Annotated in this window: 16 protein-coding genes and 2 pseudogenes; 3 read left to right on the forward strand and 15 right to left on the reverse strand. The window is 53.4% G+C overall.

The window, feature by feature from the left end; all coding sequences use genetic code 11:
• Positions 1-15: 15 nt before the first annotated feature.
• Complete coding sequence (gene bepA / locus RTW80_RS10925; protein ID WP_000489667.1) at positions 16-1,479, reverse strand: beta-barrel assembly-enhancing protease; 1,464 nt, start codon at positions 1,477-1,479, stop codon at positions 16-18.
• Between the two features lie 212 nt (positions 1,480-1,691).
• Here bepA and RTW80_RS10930 point away from each other — a divergent pair, with 212 nt between their 5' ends.
• Positions 1,692-2,753 carry an AI-2E family transporter gene (locus RTW80_RS10930; protein ID WP_000892044.1) on the forward strand — a complete coding sequence of 354 codons (1,062 nt, stop codon included), beginning with the start codon at positions 1,692-1,694 and terminating at the stop codon, positions 2,751-2,753.
• A gap of 37 nt (positions 2,754-2,790) precedes the next feature.
• On the opposite strand, the gene focB is transcribed toward RTW80_RS10930, so the two are convergent.
• From focB to RTW80_RS11000, 14 genes and pseudogenes are all read right to left on the reverse strand, one after another.
• On the reverse strand, positions 2,791-3,639 hold the full coding sequence (gene focB, locus RTW80_RS10935) for a formate transporter FocB (RefSeq protein WP_001244735.1): 849 nt from the start codon (positions 3,637-3,639) through the stop codon (positions 2,791-2,793).
• Positions 3,640-3,660: 21 nt separating this feature from the next.
• Complete coding sequence (hyfR, locus tag RTW80_RS10940; protein WP_001251538.1) at positions 3,661-5,673, reverse strand: DNA-binding transcriptional regulator HyfR; 2,013 nt, start codon at positions 5,671-5,673, stop codon at positions 3,661-3,663.
• A 29-nt stretch (positions 5,674-5,702) separates the two neighbouring features.
• Positions 5,703-6,116 (reverse strand): hydrogenase 4 assembly chaperone HyfJ, encoded by a 414-nt coding sequence (gene hyfJ, locus RTW80_RS10945; protein ID WP_001300799.1) that lies wholly within the window; start codon positions 6,114-6,116, stop codon positions 5,703-5,705.
• Positions 6,109-6,867 carry a hydrogenase 4 catalytic subunit HyfI gene (hyfI, locus tag RTW80_RS10950; protein WP_063119217.1) on the reverse strand — a complete coding sequence of 253 codons (759 nt, stop codon included), beginning with the start codon at positions 6,865-6,867 and terminating at the stop codon, positions 6,109-6,111. Before hyfI ends, hyfJ begins: the two co-directional genes overlap by 8 nt.
• A complete protein-coding gene (gene hyfH / locus RTW80_RS10955; protein WP_312719092.1) occupies positions 6,864-7,403 on the reverse strand; it encodes a hydrogenase 4 subunit H in 540 nt (179 codons plus the stop codon). Before hyfH ends, hyfI begins: the two co-directional genes overlap by 4 nt.
• A gap of 9 nt (positions 7,404-7,412) precedes the next feature.
• Positions 7,413-9,080, reverse strand: a complete 1,668-nt coding sequence (gene hyfG, locus RTW80_RS10960; RefSeq protein ID WP_032247376.1) for a hydrogenase 4 catalytic subunit HyfG — start codon at positions 9,078-9,080, stop codon at positions 7,413-7,415.
• Entirely contained in the window at positions 9,070-10,650 is a 1,581-nt protein-coding gene (hyfF, locus tag RTW80_RS10965; RefSeq protein ID WP_000122574.1) for a hydrogenase 4 subunit F, read from the reverse strand. Before hyfF ends, hyfG begins: the two co-directional genes overlap by 11 nt.
• A 4-nt stretch (positions 10,651-10,654) precedes the next feature.
• Complete coding sequence (gene hyfE / locus RTW80_RS10970; RefSeq protein ID WP_000147987.1) at positions 10,655-11,305, reverse strand: hydrogenase 4 membrane subunit; 651 nt, start codon at positions 11,303-11,305, stop codon at positions 10,655-10,657.
• 11 nt (positions 11,306-11,316) lie between these two features.
• A pseudogene (hyfD, locus tag RTW80_RS10975) lies at positions 11,317-12,755 on the reverse strand (hydrogenase 4 subunit HyfD).
• A gap of 16 nt (positions 12,756-12,771) precedes the next feature.
• Positions 12,772-13,719: a hydrogenase 4 subunit HyfC gene (gene hyfC / locus RTW80_RS10980; RefSeq protein ID WP_001441047.1), complete on the reverse strand. Its 948-nt coding sequence runs from the start codon at positions 13,717-13,719 to the stop codon at positions 12,772-12,774.
• 10 nt (positions 13,720-13,729) lie between these two features.
• Positions 13,730-15,747 (reverse strand): annotated as a pseudogene (gene hyfB, locus RTW80_RS10985) (hydrogenase 4 subunit B).
• Positions 15,747-16,364: a hydrogenase 4 subunit HyfA gene (hyfA, locus tag RTW80_RS10990; RefSeq protein ID WP_001295470.1), complete on the reverse strand. Its 618-nt coding sequence runs from the start codon at positions 16,362-16,364 to the stop codon at positions 15,747-15,749. Before hyfA ends, hyfB begins: the two are co-directional and overlap by 1 nt.
• A 252-nt stretch (positions 16,365-16,616) precedes the next feature.
• On the reverse strand, positions 16,617-17,087 hold the full coding sequence (gene bcp, locus RTW80_RS10995; RefSeq protein ID WP_312719099.1) for a thioredoxin-dependent thiol peroxidase: 471 nt from the start codon (positions 17,085-17,087) through the stop codon (positions 16,617-16,619).
• Positions 17,087-17,659, reverse strand: a complete 573-nt coding sequence (locus RTW80_RS11000) for a glycine cleavage system transcriptional repressor (RefSeq protein ID WP_000176187.1) — start codon at positions 17,657-17,659, stop codon at positions 17,087-17,089. The genes bcp and RTW80_RS11000 overlap by 1 nt, the downstream gene beginning before the upstream one ends.
• Positions 17,660-17,804: 145 nt before the next feature.
• Here RTW80_RS11000 and dapA point away from each other — a divergent pair, with 145 nt between their 5' ends.
• Together dapA and bamC are read left to right on the forward strand one after the other, a co-directional pair.
• Complete coding sequence (gene dapA / locus RTW80_RS11005; RefSeq protein ID WP_001295469.1) at positions 17,805-18,683, forward strand: 4-hydroxy-tetrahydrodipicolinate synthase; 879 nt, start codon at positions 17,805-17,807, stop codon at positions 18,681-18,683.
• Positions 18,684-18,699: 16 nt separating this feature from the next.
• A complete protein-coding gene (bamC, locus tag RTW80_RS11010) occupies positions 18,700-19,734 on the forward strand; it encodes an outer membrane protein assembly factor BamC (protein WP_001297320.1) in 1,035 nt (344 codons plus the stop codon).
• The last annotated feature ends 93 nt before the right edge of the window (positions 19,735-19,827 follow it).

The raw sequence follows: 19,827 nt of genomic DNA on the forward strand, positions 1-19,827 counted from the left end.
TTCCTTTAATGCGAATTACATCTTGGTATAAGGCTTAAAGCGTTCCTGCAGCTGGCGCAACTGGTCGATGCGCGCATCGTAACGCGCTTGTTGCAGGCTGCCTAATTTCACCTGCGAACTGGCGCTACTCAACAGCGAAATGGCCTGATCGAGTCGTCCGGCGAGCGCATAACCTTCTGCTCGCGCAGCCAGCTCCTGATCGCGGTTATTTAGCGCGGCTTCCGCCTGTGCCAGTAAATCCCAGCCGTTGCTGTCATCTTTATTATTAAAGGTGTAGCGATTGAGAATATTGGCCGCTTCTTGTGGTTGACCGCCTTGCAGATAAGCGTTTGCCAGGTTGAGCTGCAACACCGGATTGGTGCGCAAATCACGGGCATTTTTCAGGCGATTGATTGCCTCATTGGCTTTGTTTTGCCCAAGATCGATATCGGTAGCCAGATCGAGATACCATGCGTTGCCAGGTTCTGCCGCCAGTAACGGTTGCAGCGTTTTACGCGCCTCGTCGTATTTATTGGCTTCCATCGCCTGTAAAGCACGACCATATTGCGCCGCTCGTTGCTGACGAACGTTTCCTTTCGCCCATTCATCCAGCAAATCACTGGTGAGCTGGTTACGTCCGGAATTATACATCCCCAGTGTGCGCGCTTTCGCCAGATAGAAATCTTCCGACGACTGCACCACCATCGGTCGCATCTGATTAGCACGGTTGCGGGCATCTGCCAGACGACTTTCCGGCAACGGGTGAGTCAATAAAATTTCCGGCGGGCGCGAGGAGTAACGCGCCTGATCGAGTAATTTTTCGAGGAAGGTTGGCATCGCCTGCGGATCGAATCCCGAGCGTTGCAGCACCTGAATACCAATGCGGTCCGCTTCCTGTTCATTTTGCTGGGTGAAACTGATCATCCCCTGACGTGTTCCCGCCAGTGTACCGGTCAGCGCCGCCATCCCCGCCTGCGGACTGGCCATCGCCAGTAAAATAGAACCTAACGCGCCGACCCAGGTCAGCGGCGCGCTGCGTTGTTGATCTTCCATCGCTCGCGCCAGGTGACGTTGGGTGACGTGGGAGATTTCGTGCGCCATAACTGAAGCCAGTTGACTTTCGTTATCGGAATAACGGAACAGGGCAGAGTGCAGCACCACGTTGCCGCCAAAGAAAGCAAAGGCGTTAATTTCGTCGTTGTTGATCAGAAAAAAATGAAACGGTGTCTTAACCGAATTGGCATGCGAAACCAGACGCATCCCCAGCGAATTAATATATTGCGTTAACAGCGGGTCATTAATTAACGGCGCGCTGCCGCGTAGCTGGCGGACATAATAGTCGCCCATCTGCATTTCCTGACCAATGGAAAGCGTGCTTCCTGCGGAGGTTCCCATATCCGGCAAGGTGTCTGCGCTGTCGGCAAACGCCGGGGCTACCTGACCAATGGTCATAGCAGCAATGAGGGTTGCAACCAGGTTTTTTTTCAACTGCCTGAACATAACCTCTATCCTGTATTTCTGAAGATAGTCATTTGACCGATACTGTGAAATATCGTTCCCACCGCGCCGCATTTGAGTGTAACGGCGAAGATTAGCCCACTCAAATGACTTTTCAGTTTCCTGAATCCGTCATAAAAAGCGAAGTCTTTTTTGTGACATTTCGATACAATTGCGGATCGCAATCCCGCTCTTGAGGTTCAGGGAAGGTCTTTATGCTCGAAATGTTGATGCAATGGTATCGCCGCCGTTTTAGCGACCCGGAAGCGATTGCCTTGCTGGTTATTTTAGTTGCCGGATTTGGCATTATCTTTTTCTTTAGTGGCCTGCTTGCTCCGTTGCTGGTGGCTATTGTGCTGGCCTATTTGCTGGAATGGCCAACTGTGCGCCTGCAATCTATTGGCTGCTCCCGCCGCTGGGCGACGTCGATTGTATTGGTGGTTTTTGTCGGTATATTGCTACTGATGGCGTTCGTGGTACTGCCTATCGCCTGGCAACAGGGCATCTACTTAATTCGCGATATGCCGGGGATGCTCAATAAGCTTTCTGACTTTGCCGCCACGTTGCCGCGCCGCTATCCGGCGTTAATGGATGCGGGCATTATTGATGCAATGGCCGAAAATATGCGCAGTCGGATGCTGACCATGGGCGATTCGGTGGTGAAAATTTCCCTCGCCTCGCTGGTCGGTTTGCTGACCATAGCCGTCTATCTGGTGCTGGTGCCATTGATGGTCTTCTTCCTGCTGAAAGACAAAGAGCAGATGCTGAACGCCGTTCGTCGGGTGCTGCCGCGCAACCGTGGACTGGCAGGACAGGTGTGGAAGGAGATGAATCAACAAATCACCAACTATATCCGCGGCAAAGTGCTGGAGATGATCGTGGTGGGGATCGCCACCTGGCTGGGGTTCTTGCTCTTTGGGCTGAACTATTCGCTGCTGCTGGCGGTGCTGGTCGGCTTCTCGGTACTTATTCCGTACATTGGCGCATTTGTGGTGACCATTCCGGTGGTTGGCGTGGCGCTATTCCAGTTTGGTGCAGGCACGGAATTCTGGAGCTGCTTCGCAGTGTATCTGATTATTCAGGCGCTGGACGGCAACCTGTTAGTACCGGTGTTGTTCTCCGAAGCGGTTAACCTGCATCCGCTGGTGATTATTTTATCGGTGGTGATCTTCGGTGGTTTGTGGGGATTCTGGGGCGTATTCTTCGCCATTCCATTGGCGACCCTGATCAAAGCCGTGATCCACGCCTGGCCCGATGGGCAAATAGCGCAAGAATAATCTTCAGCCCGACGAACTGTTTCGCCGGGCTGATTTTTCAGGATTCCTGACGTAAATAGATAGCCCGATAACACATACTCACCAGCACTGCACCGCCGATAATATTACCCAGCATCACCGGGAGCAGATTGGCGGTAATAAAATGGCTTACCGTCAGTGCCGGAAAATTGTCTGCGCTACTGTGCGCCAGTTGCCAGAAGGGGGGAGGGGCGAAATGGCGAATGGCAATGGCGAACGGAATCACAAACAAATTGGCGATACAGTGCTCAAAGCCACTGGCGACAAACAGGGTGATGGGCAAAATCATGGCGACGATTTTGTCGCATAACGAACGCCCGCAATAACTCATCCAAAGCGCCAGGCAAACCATCAGATTGCACATAATGCCGAGGCTGACAGATTCAGTAAATGTATGATGCATTTTGCCCTCGGCGCAGTGTAAAACCGCGACTCCCCACATCGCGTTTTCACTCATCACCAGCCCGGAAAACCAGATTAACAAACTGAAACAGGCAATACCTGCCAGATTACCGCAGGCCACCAGAAGTGCGTTAATCAGCCAAGTTCGCCAACTAATAACGCCCCGACTTTTTGCCATCACCGTCATTACCGACGAGGTGAACAGGCTGGTGCCGCAAACCGCCAGCAAAATAAAGCCGAGTGTAAAGCAAAGGCCGCCCACCAGATGGGTTAATGCCTGTGAAGACGGGGCATCGGCGATAACGGAAAGGTAAAAAGTAAATCCGATCGCCATAAACACGCCAGCGGACATCGCCATTAAAAAGACCGACACTTTACTGCGGGCAATTTTATGGGCGGCAATCCGTTCAGCGATTGCCGCTTTTCTGGCGCTCAACTGCAAGTCGAAAGAGAGTTTGTTTCTCATGCATACTCCTGCAAAAGCAGATTACAACACCTCGCGAACCGAGATCCCCAGACGCTGCATTCGTGACAGCAGCGTGGTGCGCTTCATCCCTAATCGTGTCGCCGCGCCACGGGGCCCGGCAACAATGCCATTGGTTTCTCGCAATACCTGAACAATGCGCTGACGTTCTTCTTCGTCATTCTCTGGCGTCGTCGGGTGCAGCAACTGCGCCATTGAACTGCGAAGCGCTGAATCTTCATTTAGCGTCGGCAGTAAACGGCTTTGTCGGACATTTAGATGTAAATTCAGACTGTTACCACGAGTCAACAGTACCGCCCGCTCAATCACGTTTTCCAGCTCGCGCACGTTGCCCGGCCAATCCCACGACATCAACTGGCGTAGTGCCTCGGTCGGGATGGCGTCAATTGCGCGATTCATATGGCGCGCCATTTTTTGCGTGAAATGCTTTGCTAAAAGAGGGATATCTTCCGGACGGTCGCGCAGCGGCGGCAATTCCAGTGGGAAGACATTCAGGCGATAAAAGAGATCGCTGCGAAACTGGCGATCTTCAACCATTTGCCACAAATCACGGTTGGTGGCGGCAATGACTCTGACATTTACCGGGATCGTTCTACTCCCGCCGAGACGCTCAATCTCCCGTTCCTGCAATACGCGCAGCAGTTTAGGCTGAAGTTCTAACGGCAGATCGCCAATTTCATCGAGAAACAACGTGCCGCCATCGGCAATTTCAAAACGACCACGATGGGTATTAATCGCACCAGTAAACGCCCCTTTGTCATGACCGAATAACTCACTTTCCAGAAGACTGGCGGGGATGGCAGCGCAGTTGATTTTGACCAGCGGCTTGTCGCGTCGCGGGCTAAGTTGATGGATCGCTCTGGCGATCACCTCTTTGCCGGTTCCGGTTTCACCGCAAATCAACACCGTACTGTCGCTCTTCGCCACAATATCTACCTGCTGGAGTAGGTCTTCCATTGCCTGGCTTTGATAGATAATGTCACCGATGCCCAGATTCGAAAGGAGCTGCTCGCTAAGCTGGTGGTTTTCTTGCTGCAAACTTTCCTGCAAATCGGTCATGCTACGCCAGGCATCGGCATTGCCAACGGCAATAGCGATGCGATCGGCTATGTGTTGTAGTAGCTGGCAGTTTTCCTCACTAAAGAGAGTGGAAGAGGTATGCGCCAGCAACAATGCACCCGGTGTATGGTTGCCAAAGGTAAGCGGTATAAGGAGCGCAGATTCGCAGCCGTTAGATGCAAGTAAGAGTAATAACGGGTCGCGTTGCCAGAGAAACAGATCGTCTGCACGGTGCGTCAAGGTCGGTTGTCGGGTTTGTAGCGTTTGTGTCAGCAATACACTGTCGCCAGGCATATTGCGTGGCAGACACGCACAATGTGAGGCAGAAAGATCGCTGCACCACAGGCTAAACTTCTCGTTCTTTCGATGATCGCCCAGTACCATACTGACTGAAGCCAGACCGAAAAAATGATGGATCTCACGAGCGACGTCAGCGATCAGATCGTCGAGATCAAGATGTGACAGCACTGCATTAGTAATATCAACCAGTACCCGATGATGATCGCGATCTTTCTCCAGCAAACGCAGCGCCACCTGCTGTTCTTCATCATTGAGCCATGATTGCAGAACCGGGGTGATTATCCGCGCCAGCCAGTTAAACAGTGTGCAATCCTGGGGAGTAAAACGACTGCCGTGGGTGCGAATAAAGCGTAGCTCCGCCATTCCACTACTGCCGAGAAGGACGGCGTGACGCGAATAATCGACCATCTCGCCCTGATACTCTGTTGTTGCCGTCACATCGCTGCCATCATCATGGTAGCGGTAATAGAAGTTGCTTTTGAGAACATGCAGTTCAATAAGTTGTACCGGGCTGAACGGCGGCGGCAGCGGGATGAAGGCGCGTAATAAAGACGCCTTACCGTGTTTCTGCGCTAACCGCTCCGCGAGCATTCCGTTTACCGCTTCAATTGTTATTCCTTGCGGCGGGGCAAACATCGCCTCGTCTGACATAGCCATCAACAGTCCTTATTAATGAGAAATCCTTCTCACGTAATTTTTCTGGCCATCAGATAGATGGCCGGTTCCTGCACAATTTCATCCAACAGATGAATGAATTGAATGCTACGCGCCTGCCACACAGACGTCGCGTCATCCGCCAGTGGCGCGAATGCCCGGGTCAACAGGGCGGTGTGGCTGGCGTCAATAACAATCTCACCAAAGGTCATCACCCCCAGCATCTTACGTCGGGCTTGCTCCTCTTCGACCAGTGCAAGCCAATCTTCGTATTCCGTCAGTGGGCAGCGGAAGGCGACATTCAGACAATCAATCACGCCAACGTGATGACCGATAGCCAGCGAGTAATACATTACCTGAGAGCTGTGTTCCGGCATCTCGTCGCTACTGGCGACAAACTTTTTTCGCAGCGTCCAGAAAACAATTTCCCCGCACTCTTCAGTCATGTAACCCCCGGAGTACGCGAAAGAGTTGCTGAACGATACTATTGAGACGTGGATCGTCGGCATCGCGCAACCAGGTGTTAACCCGATTTCCTGTAGGATCGTCGCTTAAATGGCGCAGGAGCCGATCGCAAATTTCTCGCCCCTGACGATAGCCCGCCAGCCGCCGCGCTTCTCGCTCAATGGCGATACGCTGTGATGGCGGGATCTGCGGCCACAACGGTTGCATAGTCACCCCGGTGGGATCGCGATAATCCACCGCGTGAATCTTCTGTTGCAGCAAACCGAGCGCCACGGCGAAACCGTGAATGGTGGCGGCCGGTGTTGGCGGGCAGCCGGGGATCCAAACATCAATGGGGACAATGGTGTCGCTGCCGCCCCAGACGCTGTAGAGATCGTGGAAAATACCGCCGCCGACACCGCACGCGCCGTAGGAAACACAGATTTTATGATCGAGGGCAGACTCATACGCCCGAAGTGCAGGCATACGCATCGCCCGGGTGACTGCGCCTGTAAATAACAAAATATCGGCGTGACGCGGTGATGAAATAACCTTAATGCCAAAACGTTCTGCGTCGAATACTGGTGTGATGGCGGCAAAAATTTCGATTTCACAGGCGTTGCAGCCGCCGCAATCGACGCGATAAACGTAAGCCGAGCGACGGATATCCTGTAGCAAATGCTGCTTCATCTTTTGCGTTTGCTCGTCCAGCGTGATGGGCTGGCTGACATGTTGTGTAAGCACTGGGCTCATAGCTGCTCCTTAGCCACCAGCGGTACATCTGTATCGTCGTTGAGCAGCGTCGCGCGTTGTTTGCACTCCGGGCAGACGCTCGCTTGCGCCCATAACATTTCGCGGTTTTGTGGCGCATTTTGTTGCTGTGCCAACAATTCAGTAGCCAGTGCGACGGTTTTTTGCTGGGGAAACGGGCGTTCGCAACGGCTGCAACGTTGTAGATGGAACGTCGCGCGGGTATAGAGATCGGCTTTATTGGTGACGGTCAGTTCAAAGTTATTGGTAAGCTGGATGGCTCTGGTCGGGCACACTTCTTCACAACGTCCGCAGTAAATACAACGCCTCAGATAGAGCTGCCAGGTGCGCGAATTTTGCTGGTCGTCGGTCTGGATAGTCAGCGCATTTGCCGGACAAGCACAGGCGCCGCAGGCAATACATTGGCTGGGCATCAGGTCCGGTTTCCCGCGAAAGCCTGGGCTGACCTCCAGTGGCGCGAAGGGATATTTCACCGTCGCGGTTCCGGCGCGCATAATAGTTTTCAGTAACTTCAGCATCTTCTGTCCTTACTTCAGCGGCGAACGGTTACGATCAATGCCGTAGCGTTCGATCTCTTTATACGGCACGGTTTTTGACTGGCGCTTGCGCACATCTACCAGCGTCACACGGTCGGTACAGGAGTAGCAGGGATCAAGGCTACCGATAATCAGCGGTGCGTCAGAAACGGTATTGCCGCGCAGCATGTAACGCAACACCGGCCAGTTGGCGTAGGTGGCGGCACGGCAGCGCCAGCGGAACAATTTTTGGTTATCACCGAGCATGCTCCAGTGCACGTCTTCACCGCGTGGCGCTTCAACAAAGCCCAGCGCGAATGCGTGAGGTTTATAGCTAAAGCCTTCGGTCAGCAGTGGGGTATCCGGCATGTTGTCGAGGGCAAATTCCAGCATTGCCAGCGAATCAAACGTCTCTTTGACACGGACCATCACGCGGGAGAAAACATCGCCGCCGGTAAAGGTAAACAGTGTTTTTGGAATATTGCCGTAGTCGGCGTAGGGGTGATCAAAGCGCAAATCACGGGCGATTTGTCGGTCGAGAATGCCAATGCCCTGAGTGCGTTGTTCCATATTCGGCGTAGCAAGCAGCATCTCTACCAGCTCCGACACGTCGGCGCGCATCTCGCGCACCAGTTTCAGCGTTTGCAGACGTTGCTCTTTGAGAATATCGCGGCGAACACCACCAATCAGATTCAGACCGTAGGTTTTACGCGACCCGATCAGCAATTCCGCCATCGTCATCGACTTTTCCCGCACGCGGAAAAATTGCATAAAGCCGGTATCAAAACCAACGAAATGGCAGGAGAGGCCAAGGTTAAGCAAATGACTGTGTAGCCGTTCGACTTCCAGCAGAATCGAGCGAATAGTATGTGCTCGTTGCGGCACCTCAATCCCCAGTGCATTTTCAACCGAATTGGTATAGGCCACACTGTGGGCAAAACCGCAAATCCCACACACGCGGTCCGATAAGAAGGTCACTTCGTTGTAGCCCATCCGCGTTTCTGCCAGTTTCTCCATGCCGCGATGGACATAAAACAGGCGGTAATCAGCATCGACAATTTGCTCGCCATCCACAAACAAGCGGAAGTGACCCGGTTCATCGGAGGTGATATGCAGCGGGCCGACAGGGATCACCCGCGCATCGCTGTTGCCCTCATTGATAAACGGATACGTTTCGGAATCAGTCGTCGGTTCAGGGCGCAGTCGATAATCCATCGCATCTTTGCGCAGCGGATGCATATCTTCCGGCCAGTCATCGGGCAACACCAGGCGACGCTGATCCGGCAGGCCAACCGGAATCAGCCCGTACATATCGCGAATTTCTCGCTCGCCCCAGACCGCGGCAGGGACGCGCGGTGTGACTGACGGAAACTCCCGACTGTCGGCATCGACCAGCGCCTTCACCGCAATCCAGCATTTTTCGGCCCCTTCCATTGAAAGGGCATAATAAACCGCGTAATGACCGTTAAGTGTCCGCTCGTCGTTGCCAAACAGGACCGGAAGCCAGCCATCATGTTGATAATAAAGATACTGTACAACGTCAGGCAGCAGATTGATTTTCACCGTAATGGTGACCTGTTCAGGCGTTTGTCGCTCTTCATCCAGCACCGCGCCGGGGAACTGCGTTTTCAGGGCGGCGAGAATCGCTTCGCCACGATTTGACGATGAATTAACGTTCACTGTGTTTCTCCGAAACAGATGCGGTGCCTGAAGGCAAAAAATCATGCCAGGTGCTACGTTGTGCAGGCAGATCGTGCGTCCCTGAGAGGACTATAGTGGAAGCGCCCGCCAGGATCCTGATGACAGGTTGTGGAATATGCGTTCCCATCGCCAGCATCATGACCAGCAGAATCACCATTGGCGAGGTGGTCAACCAGCCGAGATCACCCCGGTTAACGGCCTGCGGCGGTTTCGCCATTAACACCCGCGCAGCCATCCGTACCAGGCCCGCCAGCACCAGCGTTAACAGCAATAACAGCAGGACGATAATCAGCAGGTGATTACGTGCCAGTCCGGCGGTAATGGTCATAAATTCGCTAAGAAAAATGTTGAAGGGCGGCATCCCTGCCAGCGCCAGCGCACCGCCGCCAAACAGCACGGCGGTAAATGGCATGATTTTGAGCATCCCACAGACGACGTTGAGATCGCGCGTGCCGTACTTGAGCAGTACATTGCCGGAACCGCAGAACAGCAGCGTTTTTGCCAGACTGTGGTTTAAGATGTGCAGCAGCGCGGCAAAAATTCCCAGCGGCCCGCCAATGCCTAGCGCCACCGCGACCAGCCCCATGTTCTCCACGCTGGAGTACGCCAGCAGACGCTTAATGTCCCGCTGTACCAGAATGAAAAATGCCGCCACGGCAACCGACAACATGCCGAAGATGAGCAACAACCGGTTGGGGAAATCGCTGCCGATGGCTTGGCAAATAATGATGTAATAGCGAATCAGCACCAACAGCGCGCAGTTCAGCAATACGGCGGAGAGCAGGGCGCTGACCGGACTCGGCGCTTCACTGTGAGCATCCGGCAGCCAGGCGTGCATGGGAAATAGCCCGGTTTTGGTACCAAAGCCAATTAGCAAAAACACAAAGGCCAACAGCATTAATGTTGGGTCAAGCAAGGACGATTGCTTAAGAACCTCGCTCCAGAATATCGCCATTTCTGCCTGCGGCATAACGCTGGCGGCGTTGGCGTATACCAGCACGGTACCGAACAGACCAAAAGCGACACCAACAGTACAAATAATGATGTACTTCCATGCAGCTTCCAGCGATGAACGCTGACCGTAAATGCCTACCAGAAACGCCGAGCTTAAGGTGGTGGCTTCGATCGCCGCCCACATCACAATCAGGTTATTGCTGGTAACAACCAGCAGCATGGTGAACAAAAACAGATGGAAGAAACCGTAGTAATCGCACAGCGTAACGGGTGAAAGCTCGCCGTGTGCCACTTCATGACGCATGTAGCCAATCGAGTAAATACCGGTGAGAAAGCCAATCACACCAAGAATGGCGAGGAACAAACCGCCCAGACCATCAATATGAAGCCACAGTCCCGCAGCGAATATTTCTCCTGCATCAGCGGCAGTTTGGACCACCCAGAGTGCCAGAATCAGCAGCAGTGTGATCCCTAAGCTATGTAATACGGTCACCGTGCGAGTCGCAGAAAGTCTCCGTTTCCGGCAGGCAAAACAGAGCAGCGAAAAAAGCAGCGGCGTGAGCAGGAGTAAAGCGAACATCACAGAATAACTCATCTCATTATCCCTTCAGCGCGGTCAAGTTGTTCACGTCCAGCGTGCCGTGGGTACGCCATATTTTTCTTGCCAGTAACACCATCACAATGACGGCGAAGATGGCGTCGGTAGCGATACCTATTTCCACCAGTTCCGGTGCTCGCCAGGCAAGAAGCGCCAGCACCAGATGGGAGCCGTTTTCCATCAGGCAGTAACCAAAAATTTGCCGCAGGATATTGCGCTGGCTGACAATGCACAGCAGGCCAAGCAGAAAATGACCTAACGCTACCGCCAGCGCCGGTTTCAGCCCGGTAGCCATCGGTAGCTTCACGGGCTGAACGACAAATGCGCAAAGCAGGACAATTAACGCCGCGAGCAGTGCCATCATTGCCGGACCGAATAACGCTTTTTCCGGGATGTTCTGGGGAATATTTCGTGCAGCGTAAGTCATGATTAACGGTACCAGCAGCACTTTGGTGATAAAGGCGCTGGCGGACCAGATCAGCAGTTGCTCTGCGGCGAACAGGCACGAGAGGGTGGCGAAAATAGACACCAGCACCAGTGACTGGCAGGCGTAAAATCCGCATGACAGGCGATAGCTTTTGACGCTAATCACAAACAGTGATGTCAGCATCATCAGTCCCGCCAGATTATTTACGATCATAGAACCGGTCATTCATCATCTCCTTACTGCAACCAGGTCGCGGCGATTACGCTGGAAATCAGCGACATCACAATCAGTACAATCAACACCAGGCGCATTGACCCTGGCAGCGGTGCGGCATCGGCGACGGCCTCGCTCGGTTTGCCAGGCACGACGCGACCAAACCAGCGAATAAACCAGGCGAAACTGGCGACCGATTCATTCATCAGCAGAATCATGGCGGGCAGCAGGATCCAGTACTCCACTGACAACGCAAAACCGGCAGCAAACAGCGGGAATTTACTGAAGAAGCCGTTGAACGGCGGCACGCCGGTAATTGCCAGCGCTGCCACGCAGAAACCCACGCCAGGCAACGGCAGGGTGTGCAATACGCCACGCAGACGCGGCAACAAGCGCGTGCCGCAGCTGTAACTCAGCGCACCTGCTACAAGGAAAAACAGGCTTTTAGCGAACGCGTGGTTGACGATGTAGGCGATGCTACCCTCCAGCGCCAGCCGCGAGCCGAAGATGGAGAGCGACAAGCCGAAGAACATCCAGCCAAGTTGAGTGATGGTCGACCAGGCCAGCAACCGCTTCATATCCTGCTGTGGCAAATACATCAGAAATCCATAAAGAATGGTGACCAGGGCCATGACCATGCCAACGCCGCCAATCACATGCGGGATATTGCCGCCGTCGATAATGGCGCGGGCAAAAATGTAAACGCCCACTTTCACCATCGATGCGGCGTGGAGATAGGCGCTGATCGGTGTTGGCGCTTCCATTGCGTCCGGTAGCCACGCTTGCATCGGTAGCTGGGCCGATTTCCCCCACGCGGCAAACAGGATGCCGCCATAAACCAGATAACGTGCGTCGCCGTGTAACTCGCTCAATGCGCTAAGCGCAAACGTTCCGGTCTGCAAAAACAGCGTGGCGGCGGCAAGATACAACCCCAACGAGCCGATATGAGTGATAAGCAACGCTTTTAGTGCCGAACGCTGCGCTTTATCGCTCTGGTAATAACTGATCAACGCCCAGGAGCAGCCGCCCGTAATTTCAAAAAACAACAACTGACCGAGCAGCGTCGAGGAGAGTACCAGTCCCGCCATCGCGCCGATAAACACCAGCAAAAATGCGTAATAACGATTCGTGCCGTTATGCGGGTGTTCGCGATTTTTATCCGTCAGATAACCCGTGGAGTAGATCGTGACCAGCAAACCGAGAAACACCACCACAAACAGAATCAGCGTACTCACGCGATCAATGACCAGGCCAAACAATGCCACATCCCCCACGTTGACCAACGTCAACGTGACGGCAACTTTATCGGCCTGATAAAACGTGGAGATCAGCGACAACATGCACAGCGTGGTCAGTGCGGCGAACAAAACCCCCATTCGGCGGCCCGACGTTGTGGCGAAAACGAAACGACCAGTGCGCCGATAAAAGGCAGCATTAACGTCGTCAGAGCAAGATTTTCCATATTCCGTCAGTGCTCCTTACAGACCGGTTAACCAGAAGACCCATGCAAGCGCAGCAAGGCTGAAGCCAAGCCAGGTCACATGGTGAATGAGTAAAAAACGCCCGCGTGCCAGCGTGTTTTCTGCGATTGAGGCCAGTACAAAAATCAGCAAAACCTTGAGCAGCGTAACGACAAGTGAAGTCAGCAGGCAGGCGAGAGAAAGTTCTTGCGCGCGCCCAAAGGGCAGAAACAGGGCCACAAACAGTGCTGCCATCACGACCTGTTTCAGCCCCAGCCCCCATTTCGCTAGCGCCAGCCCGGCACCGGAATATTCGGTCAGCGGGCCTTCCTGTAATTCCTGTTCTGCTTCAGCAACATCAAAGGGAATTTTTCCCATCTCAATGAAGCAGGCAAAACCACAGGCCAGTAACGCCAGTACGGTGGTTAGCGGCGAGTTCCAGCCCGTTGCCAGCGTATTGCTGATCATCTCGATATGCGTGGAACCTGCTATCAGCGCCAATACCAGCAGTGAGAGAATGAGCATGGGTTCGACCAGAATACCGAGCGTCAACTCGCGACTGGCACCGACTCCCGCAAACGGGCTTCCGGTATCCAGCCCGGAAAGAGCAAAGAAAAAACGAAACAGGGCAAGAAGATAGATAAGGGTGATCAGATCGCCGCCGCCCGCAAAAGGGGAAACGGTAATAAATAGTGGTAGGGCCATCGCCAGCACCAGCATGCTGCTGATTAATACCCACGGCATCAGGCGGAACATCAGACCTGAAGATGTCGGCGCAACTTCCTGGCGTTTAAACAGTTTGTGGATATCGCGATAATCCTGCCAGATCCCCGGTCCGCGGCGGGAGTGCATTCGCGCGCGTATCTGCCGGGAAATACCCGTAAAAAGTGGGGTTAGCATCAGCAGAATCACGGCCTGTGCTAACGCAAAAATGACCAGATATCCGTCGCAAAGAGTTTGTCTCATGGTGATTTCCTTAGACGGCAATAGCGATTAGCAGCACAACCAGTGCGGCAACCACATACAGGCAATAGAGACGAAAGTCGCCGCTTTGCAGATGCTGTATTTCTTTGGCCAGCCGTTGGGTGGCGCTCACGATGGGGCGGATCACCCGCTCATCCCAGAAGGGTTCTGTGCTCTGAGCCCTGGCGGTGACGTGCGCAAGACCTTTATTTAGCCTCAGCGTAGGGTCGAGCTGTTGTCGTAGACGAAATAGCGCAGAAAAGACCACACGCAGCGGCTGCATCACGCCATTGCCTGACGGGGCCATCGCATTTTCCCAGCCGTAGCCGCATGCCCAGGCATCTCCTGTGCGACGAAACGCTGCGCGGCGCGAACGACACCACAGCCAGTAAAGGCCAGGCAGCAAAGGCATCGCCAGTAGTAACAGCAACAGTAATGAGGGAGTGACCCGTGTATGAAACGTGCCGGGTACAAGTGCTATTCCGCTGGCGACAGTGACGGGAGGGGTATCGGTAAAGGCATGGGCAATATGCATTATCTTCGGTGCCAGCCAACTGGCACTAAGCGCAATTAATACGCAGAGTGCCGCGAGCAGTAGCATGGCGACGATCATCGTATTTGGCACTTCCTGTGCCTCTTCAGCGTGTGTACTGCGCGGCGCACCACAGAAAGTAATACCGTACATTTTGACGAAGCACATTACTGCCAGCCCACCAGTGACTGCCAGCATCACCATAGCAATAGGACCCGCAAGTTGTAGCGCTACGGCTTCCACACGACTTAGTGAGAACAGCGACTGCCAGGTGTACCATTCGCTGATAAAACCATTCAGCGGAGGAAGGGCTGATATCGCGAGGCAACCAATCAGGCATGCTGCGGCTGTCCACGGCATCCGTTTCGCCAGTGCCCCCATTTTTTCCATGTCGTGGGTATGCAAAAGCGAAATAATCGCGCCCGCGCCGAGAAATAGCAGCCCTTTGAACAGCGCATGGTTGAGCAGATGAAACAGTGCGCCGAGCAGTCCAACCACGGTGAGCAGCGGGTCGTGCAGTGACAGACCGACCATCGCCACACCGACTGCCAGCAAAATAATGCCGACGTTTTCGACGGTACTCCAGGCCAGCAGCCGTTTGATATCCTGTTCCGCCAGCGCATACAGCACGCCCAGGAGCGCGGAGATTGCGCCGATCGCCATCACCAGAATGCCCCACCACAGCGGCAAACCCGTTTGCGCCAGCAGATCCATCGCTACTTTCAGGATGCCGAAAATACCGATTTTGACCATTACGCCAGACATCAACGCCGAAGCGTGCGATGGTGCGGCAGGGTGAGCGCGCGGCAACCAGCTGTGCAACGGCATCATCCCGGCTTTCGCGCCAAAACCGAAAAAGGCCAGCAGAAACACCGCCGACGCCAGCCCCGGAGAAAGTGAAAGCGTGCGAAACTGGCAAAATCGAGGCTGCCGCTTTCGCGCCCCATCAGCAAGAAGGCGATCATAATCAGCACCGATCCGGCGTGGGCGATAAAAAAGTAGAGCATGCCAGCGTTGATCGACGTTTTATCCTGCCTGGCAATGACCAGAAACCAGGAAGACAGCGACATCATTTCAAACAGCACGATGAACCAAAAAGCGTTGTCCATCACCAGCAGGGCAACCATCGATGCGATGAAAAGATTCATAAAGAAGCCCATCGCCGCCGCGCCTTTGCCCTCGTATTCGCGCATATAAGTCAATGAATAGAGCGAACAAACCACCACCAGCAAGGAGATAACCAGCACCATAAATGCCGAGAGGCTATCCATTCGCAGGGTTAAATCGGCAAAGTCAAAAGGGGTGGCAAAATGGGCGACTAAAGTTACACCAGCATGTAATTGCGTAATTCCGCTGATGATGCCAATCACGCCGCCCACCAGCGATGTGATGCCGGAAAGCTTAATAGCCAGTCTGTCCAGACCGAGTAAAAACAGCGAAGCCAGACTGGCAAACAGATAGAGGATCAGCGACCAGGTTAATAATTGCAGGGCATCCATTAGTGTTGCTCCTGAGTGAGGGAAAGGGGATCCTCCCCGCCATTGGCAAACCAGCTTGCGGCAAGGCGCTGTTTTTCTTTCATCTGACGTTGCAGGCTATCGTCGGTGATCAGCCGTAACGCCTGATTCGGGCAAGCGCGAACGCAGGCCGGACCTTCTGGCAAGAAATCACACAGGTCGCATTTCACCGCGACGGTCTGGACACCCGGTTCCCAGCGCAGCAACGCATGTTGGGGCAGCACGTTTTCTTCGCCGTCTTTGAGTGAGCCTTCAGCCTGAAAAACATATTGCGCATGGGCATTCACCGGACGGCTTCCTGAAGCGCTGATTGCGCCAAATGGGCAGACCACGGCGCAAAGCTTGCAGCCAATACAGAGGCTTTCGTTGAGTTGGATCGCATCATCCCTCTGAGAGATGGCATTGACCGGGCAGACCTGCAGGCAAGGGGCTTCCTCACAGTGATGACACACGACAGGGGCAGTGATTGTTGACGTCTTCGCCAGGGCCAGGCGCGGGTGTTGCTGTAAACCTTGCGTTTTATGCACGTCCGAACAGGCAGCGAGACAGGTATTACATCCTGTACACCACAGTGGTTCGGCCACCACAAAGCGGTTCATGTCGGCTCCTTGAAAATGATATGAAACATTGCATTTCATATTGCATAAAGGATGCCATTCTGATTAACTCAATATATTCAATAAGTTATGTATTGACTGGATTCTGAACGGTACAAAAATGATGGTCATTAACGTTCAGCAAAAAATGGATTCGACACCCGTGTCGCAGGGGAAAGCGAGAATGTGATCTTGATCACGAGAAGTGAGGTATGCTGGCCGCAAGCGCAGCCAGCACGGAATGGAGCAAAGTAATCAGGCGTGTTCTTTCAGCCAGTTCAGCACAACGTCGTGGTGATTGCTGGTTTTGAAATCGTCAAAGACATGTTCGATTTTGCCATCAGCGTCAATCAGGAAGCTGATGCGATGAACGCCATCGTAGGTTTTGCCCATGAAGGACTTTTCACCCCAGACGCCGAATTGTTCGCACACCTGGTGGTCCTCATCAGACAGGAGCGTAAAGTTAAGCAGCTCTTTTTCCGCAAAACGGGAGAGTTTTTCGGGTTTATCGGTGCTGATACCCAGCACATCAACGCCCGCTTTTTTCAACTCATCCATGTTATCGCGTAAGCCGCAGGCCTGTACGGTACAGCCGGGGGTCATGGCTTTCGGGTAGAAATAAACCAGAACACGCTGTCCCTGGAAGTCGGTCAAATTAACTTGTTCTCCGTCTTGATCCGGCAAGCTAAATTTCGGTGCGATATCACCGGCTTTCAGTGGATTCATTACTTAACTCCATCCTGTTCATCATGTTGGGAATAATTGACGACGTTAATACTGCCTTGTGCATTGAGTTCTGTACATAGGGCTTTGAACGCTTGCTCAATATTTGCTGCGTCCGCAGATGCGGGGCTGTGGGCGGTTATCTGAATATGCAACTGCGCAGCCCGTTCATTTTCAGCAGGTTGCGTGCGCGACACCAGCTCCGCAATGTTCATATGATGCGCGTCGAAAAGTGCTGTGAAGCGTTCAATTAAATGCGGGGAGTCTGCCACATCGACCTGAACCCAGACAGATGCTGGCATTGGCGGACGCGGACGCGCCGTCGTGCGCTTCATCACGATTAAAAGATCCAGTTCGGCACCTTTCAACGGTAACGTTGATTCAATCAGAGTAATGGCATTCCATGAACCGGAAAGCAGCATAATAAACGTGAACTCTTCTCCCAGCATCGCCAGGCGACTGTCTTCAATATTACAGCCGCAACTACTGACATGACGGGTGATGGTGTTCACAATTCCAGGGCGATCGGCACCCAACGCAGTGATCACCAGATAATGTTGCGATGACAGTGTCAAACTGGTTATTCCTTTAAGGGGTGAGTTGTTCTTAAGGAAAGCATAAAAAAAACATGCATACAACAATCAGAACGGTTCTGTCTGCTTGCTTTTAATGCCATACCAAACGTACCATTGAGACACTTGTTTGCACAGAGGATGGCCCATGTTCACGGGAAGTATTGTCGCGATTGTTACTCCGATGGATGAAAAAGGTAATGTCTGTCGGGCTAGCTTGAAAAAACTGATTGATTATCATGTCGCCAGCGGTACTTCGGCGATCGTTTCTGTTGGCACCACTGGCGAGTCCGCTACCTTAAATCATGACGAACATGCTGATGTGGTGATGATGACGCTGGAGCTGGCTGATGGGCGCATTCCGGTAATTGCCGGGACCGGCGCTAACGCTACTGCGGAAGCCATTAGCCTGACGCAGCGCTTCAATGACAGTGGTATCGTCGGCTGCCTGACGGTAACCCCTTACTACAATCGTCCGTCGCAAGAAGGTTTGTATCAGCATTTCAAAGCCATCGCTGAGCATACTGACCTGCCGCAAATTCTGTATAATGTGCCGTCCCGTACTGGCTGCGATCTGCTCCCGGAAACGGTGGGCCGTCTGGCGAAAGTAAAAAATATTATCGGAATCAAAGAGGCAACAGGGAACTTAACGCGTGTAAACCAGATCAAAGAGCTGGTTTCAGATGATTTTGTTCTGCTGAGCGGCGATGATGCGAGCGCGCTGGACTTCATGCAATTGGGCGGTCATGGGGTTATTTCCGTTACGGCTAACGTCGCAGCGCGTGATATGGCCCAGATGTGCAAACTGGCAGCAGAAGGGCATTTTGCCGAGGCACGCGTTATTAATCAGCGTCTGATGCCATTACACAACAAACTATTTGTCGAACCCAATCCAATCCCGGTGAAATGGGCATGTAAGGAACTGGGTCTTGTGGCGACCGATACGCTGCGCCTGCCAATGACACCAATCACCGACAGTGGTCGTGAGACGGTCAGAGCGGCGCTTAAGCATGCCGGTTTGCTGTAAAGTTTAGGGAGATTTGATGGCTTACTCTGTTCAAAAGTCGCGCCTGGCAAAGGTTGCGGGTGTTTCGCTTGTTTTATTACTCGCTGCCTGTAGTTCTGACTCACGCTATAAGCGTCAGGTCAGTGGTGATGAAGCCTACCTGGAAGCGGCACCGCTTGCGGAGCTTCATGCCCCGGCTGGAATGATTTTGCCGGTGACCTCCGGTGATTATGCAATCCCGGTGACCAACGGTAGTGGTGCTGTCGGTAAGGCGCTGGACATTCGTCCACCAGCCCAGCCGCTGGCACTGGTTTCTGGCGCGCGTACCCAGTTCACGGGCGATACCGCTTCATTGCTGGTGGAAAATGGTCGTGGCAATACTCTGTGGCCGCAGGTGGTTAGCGTGCTGCAGGCGAAAAACTACACCATCACCCAACGTGATGATGCTGGTCAGACACTGACCACCGATTGGGTACAATGGAACCGTCTGGACGAAGACGAGCAGTATCGTGGTCGTTATCAAATCTCTGTTAAGCCGCAGGGTTATCAGCAGGCGGTTACGGTTAAACTGCTGAACCTGGAACAGGCGGGCAAACCGGTTGCAGACGCGGCTTCCATGCAGCGTTACAGCACGGAGATGATGAACGTTATTTCCGCCGGTCTGGATAAATCTGCCACTGACGCCGCGAACGCTGCGCAAAATCGTGCCTCCACCACTATGGACGTACAAAGTGCAGCTGATGACACCGGTTTACCAATGCTGGTCGTACGCGGGCCGTTCAATGTGGTTTGGCAACGTCTGCCAGCGGCGCTGGAAAAAGTGGGCATGAAAGTGACCGACAGCACCCGTTCGCAGGGCAACATGGCCGTAACTTATAAGCCGCTGTCTGACAGCGACTGGCAGGAACTGGGCGCGAGCGATCCAGGCCTGGCATCCGGTGACTATAAACTGCAGGTTGGCGATTTAGATAACCGCAGCAGCCTACAGTTCATCGATCCGAAAGGTCATACTCTGACTCAGAGTCAGAACGACGCGCTGGTAGCTGTCTTCCAGGCTGCGTTTAGCAAGTAAAAATACAGGGCTGGAATCATCCGGCCCTTTTTTCTGATATGATACGCAAACGTGTGCGTCTGCAGGAAAACGCGATTTTAGCGGTAATTCGCA

Origin of the sequence: Escherichia sp. AM3, assembly GCF_032029835.1 — a bacterium.
Lineage (GTDB): Bacteria > Pseudomonadota > Gammaproteobacteria > Enterobacterales > Enterobacteriaceae > Escherichia > Escherichia coli.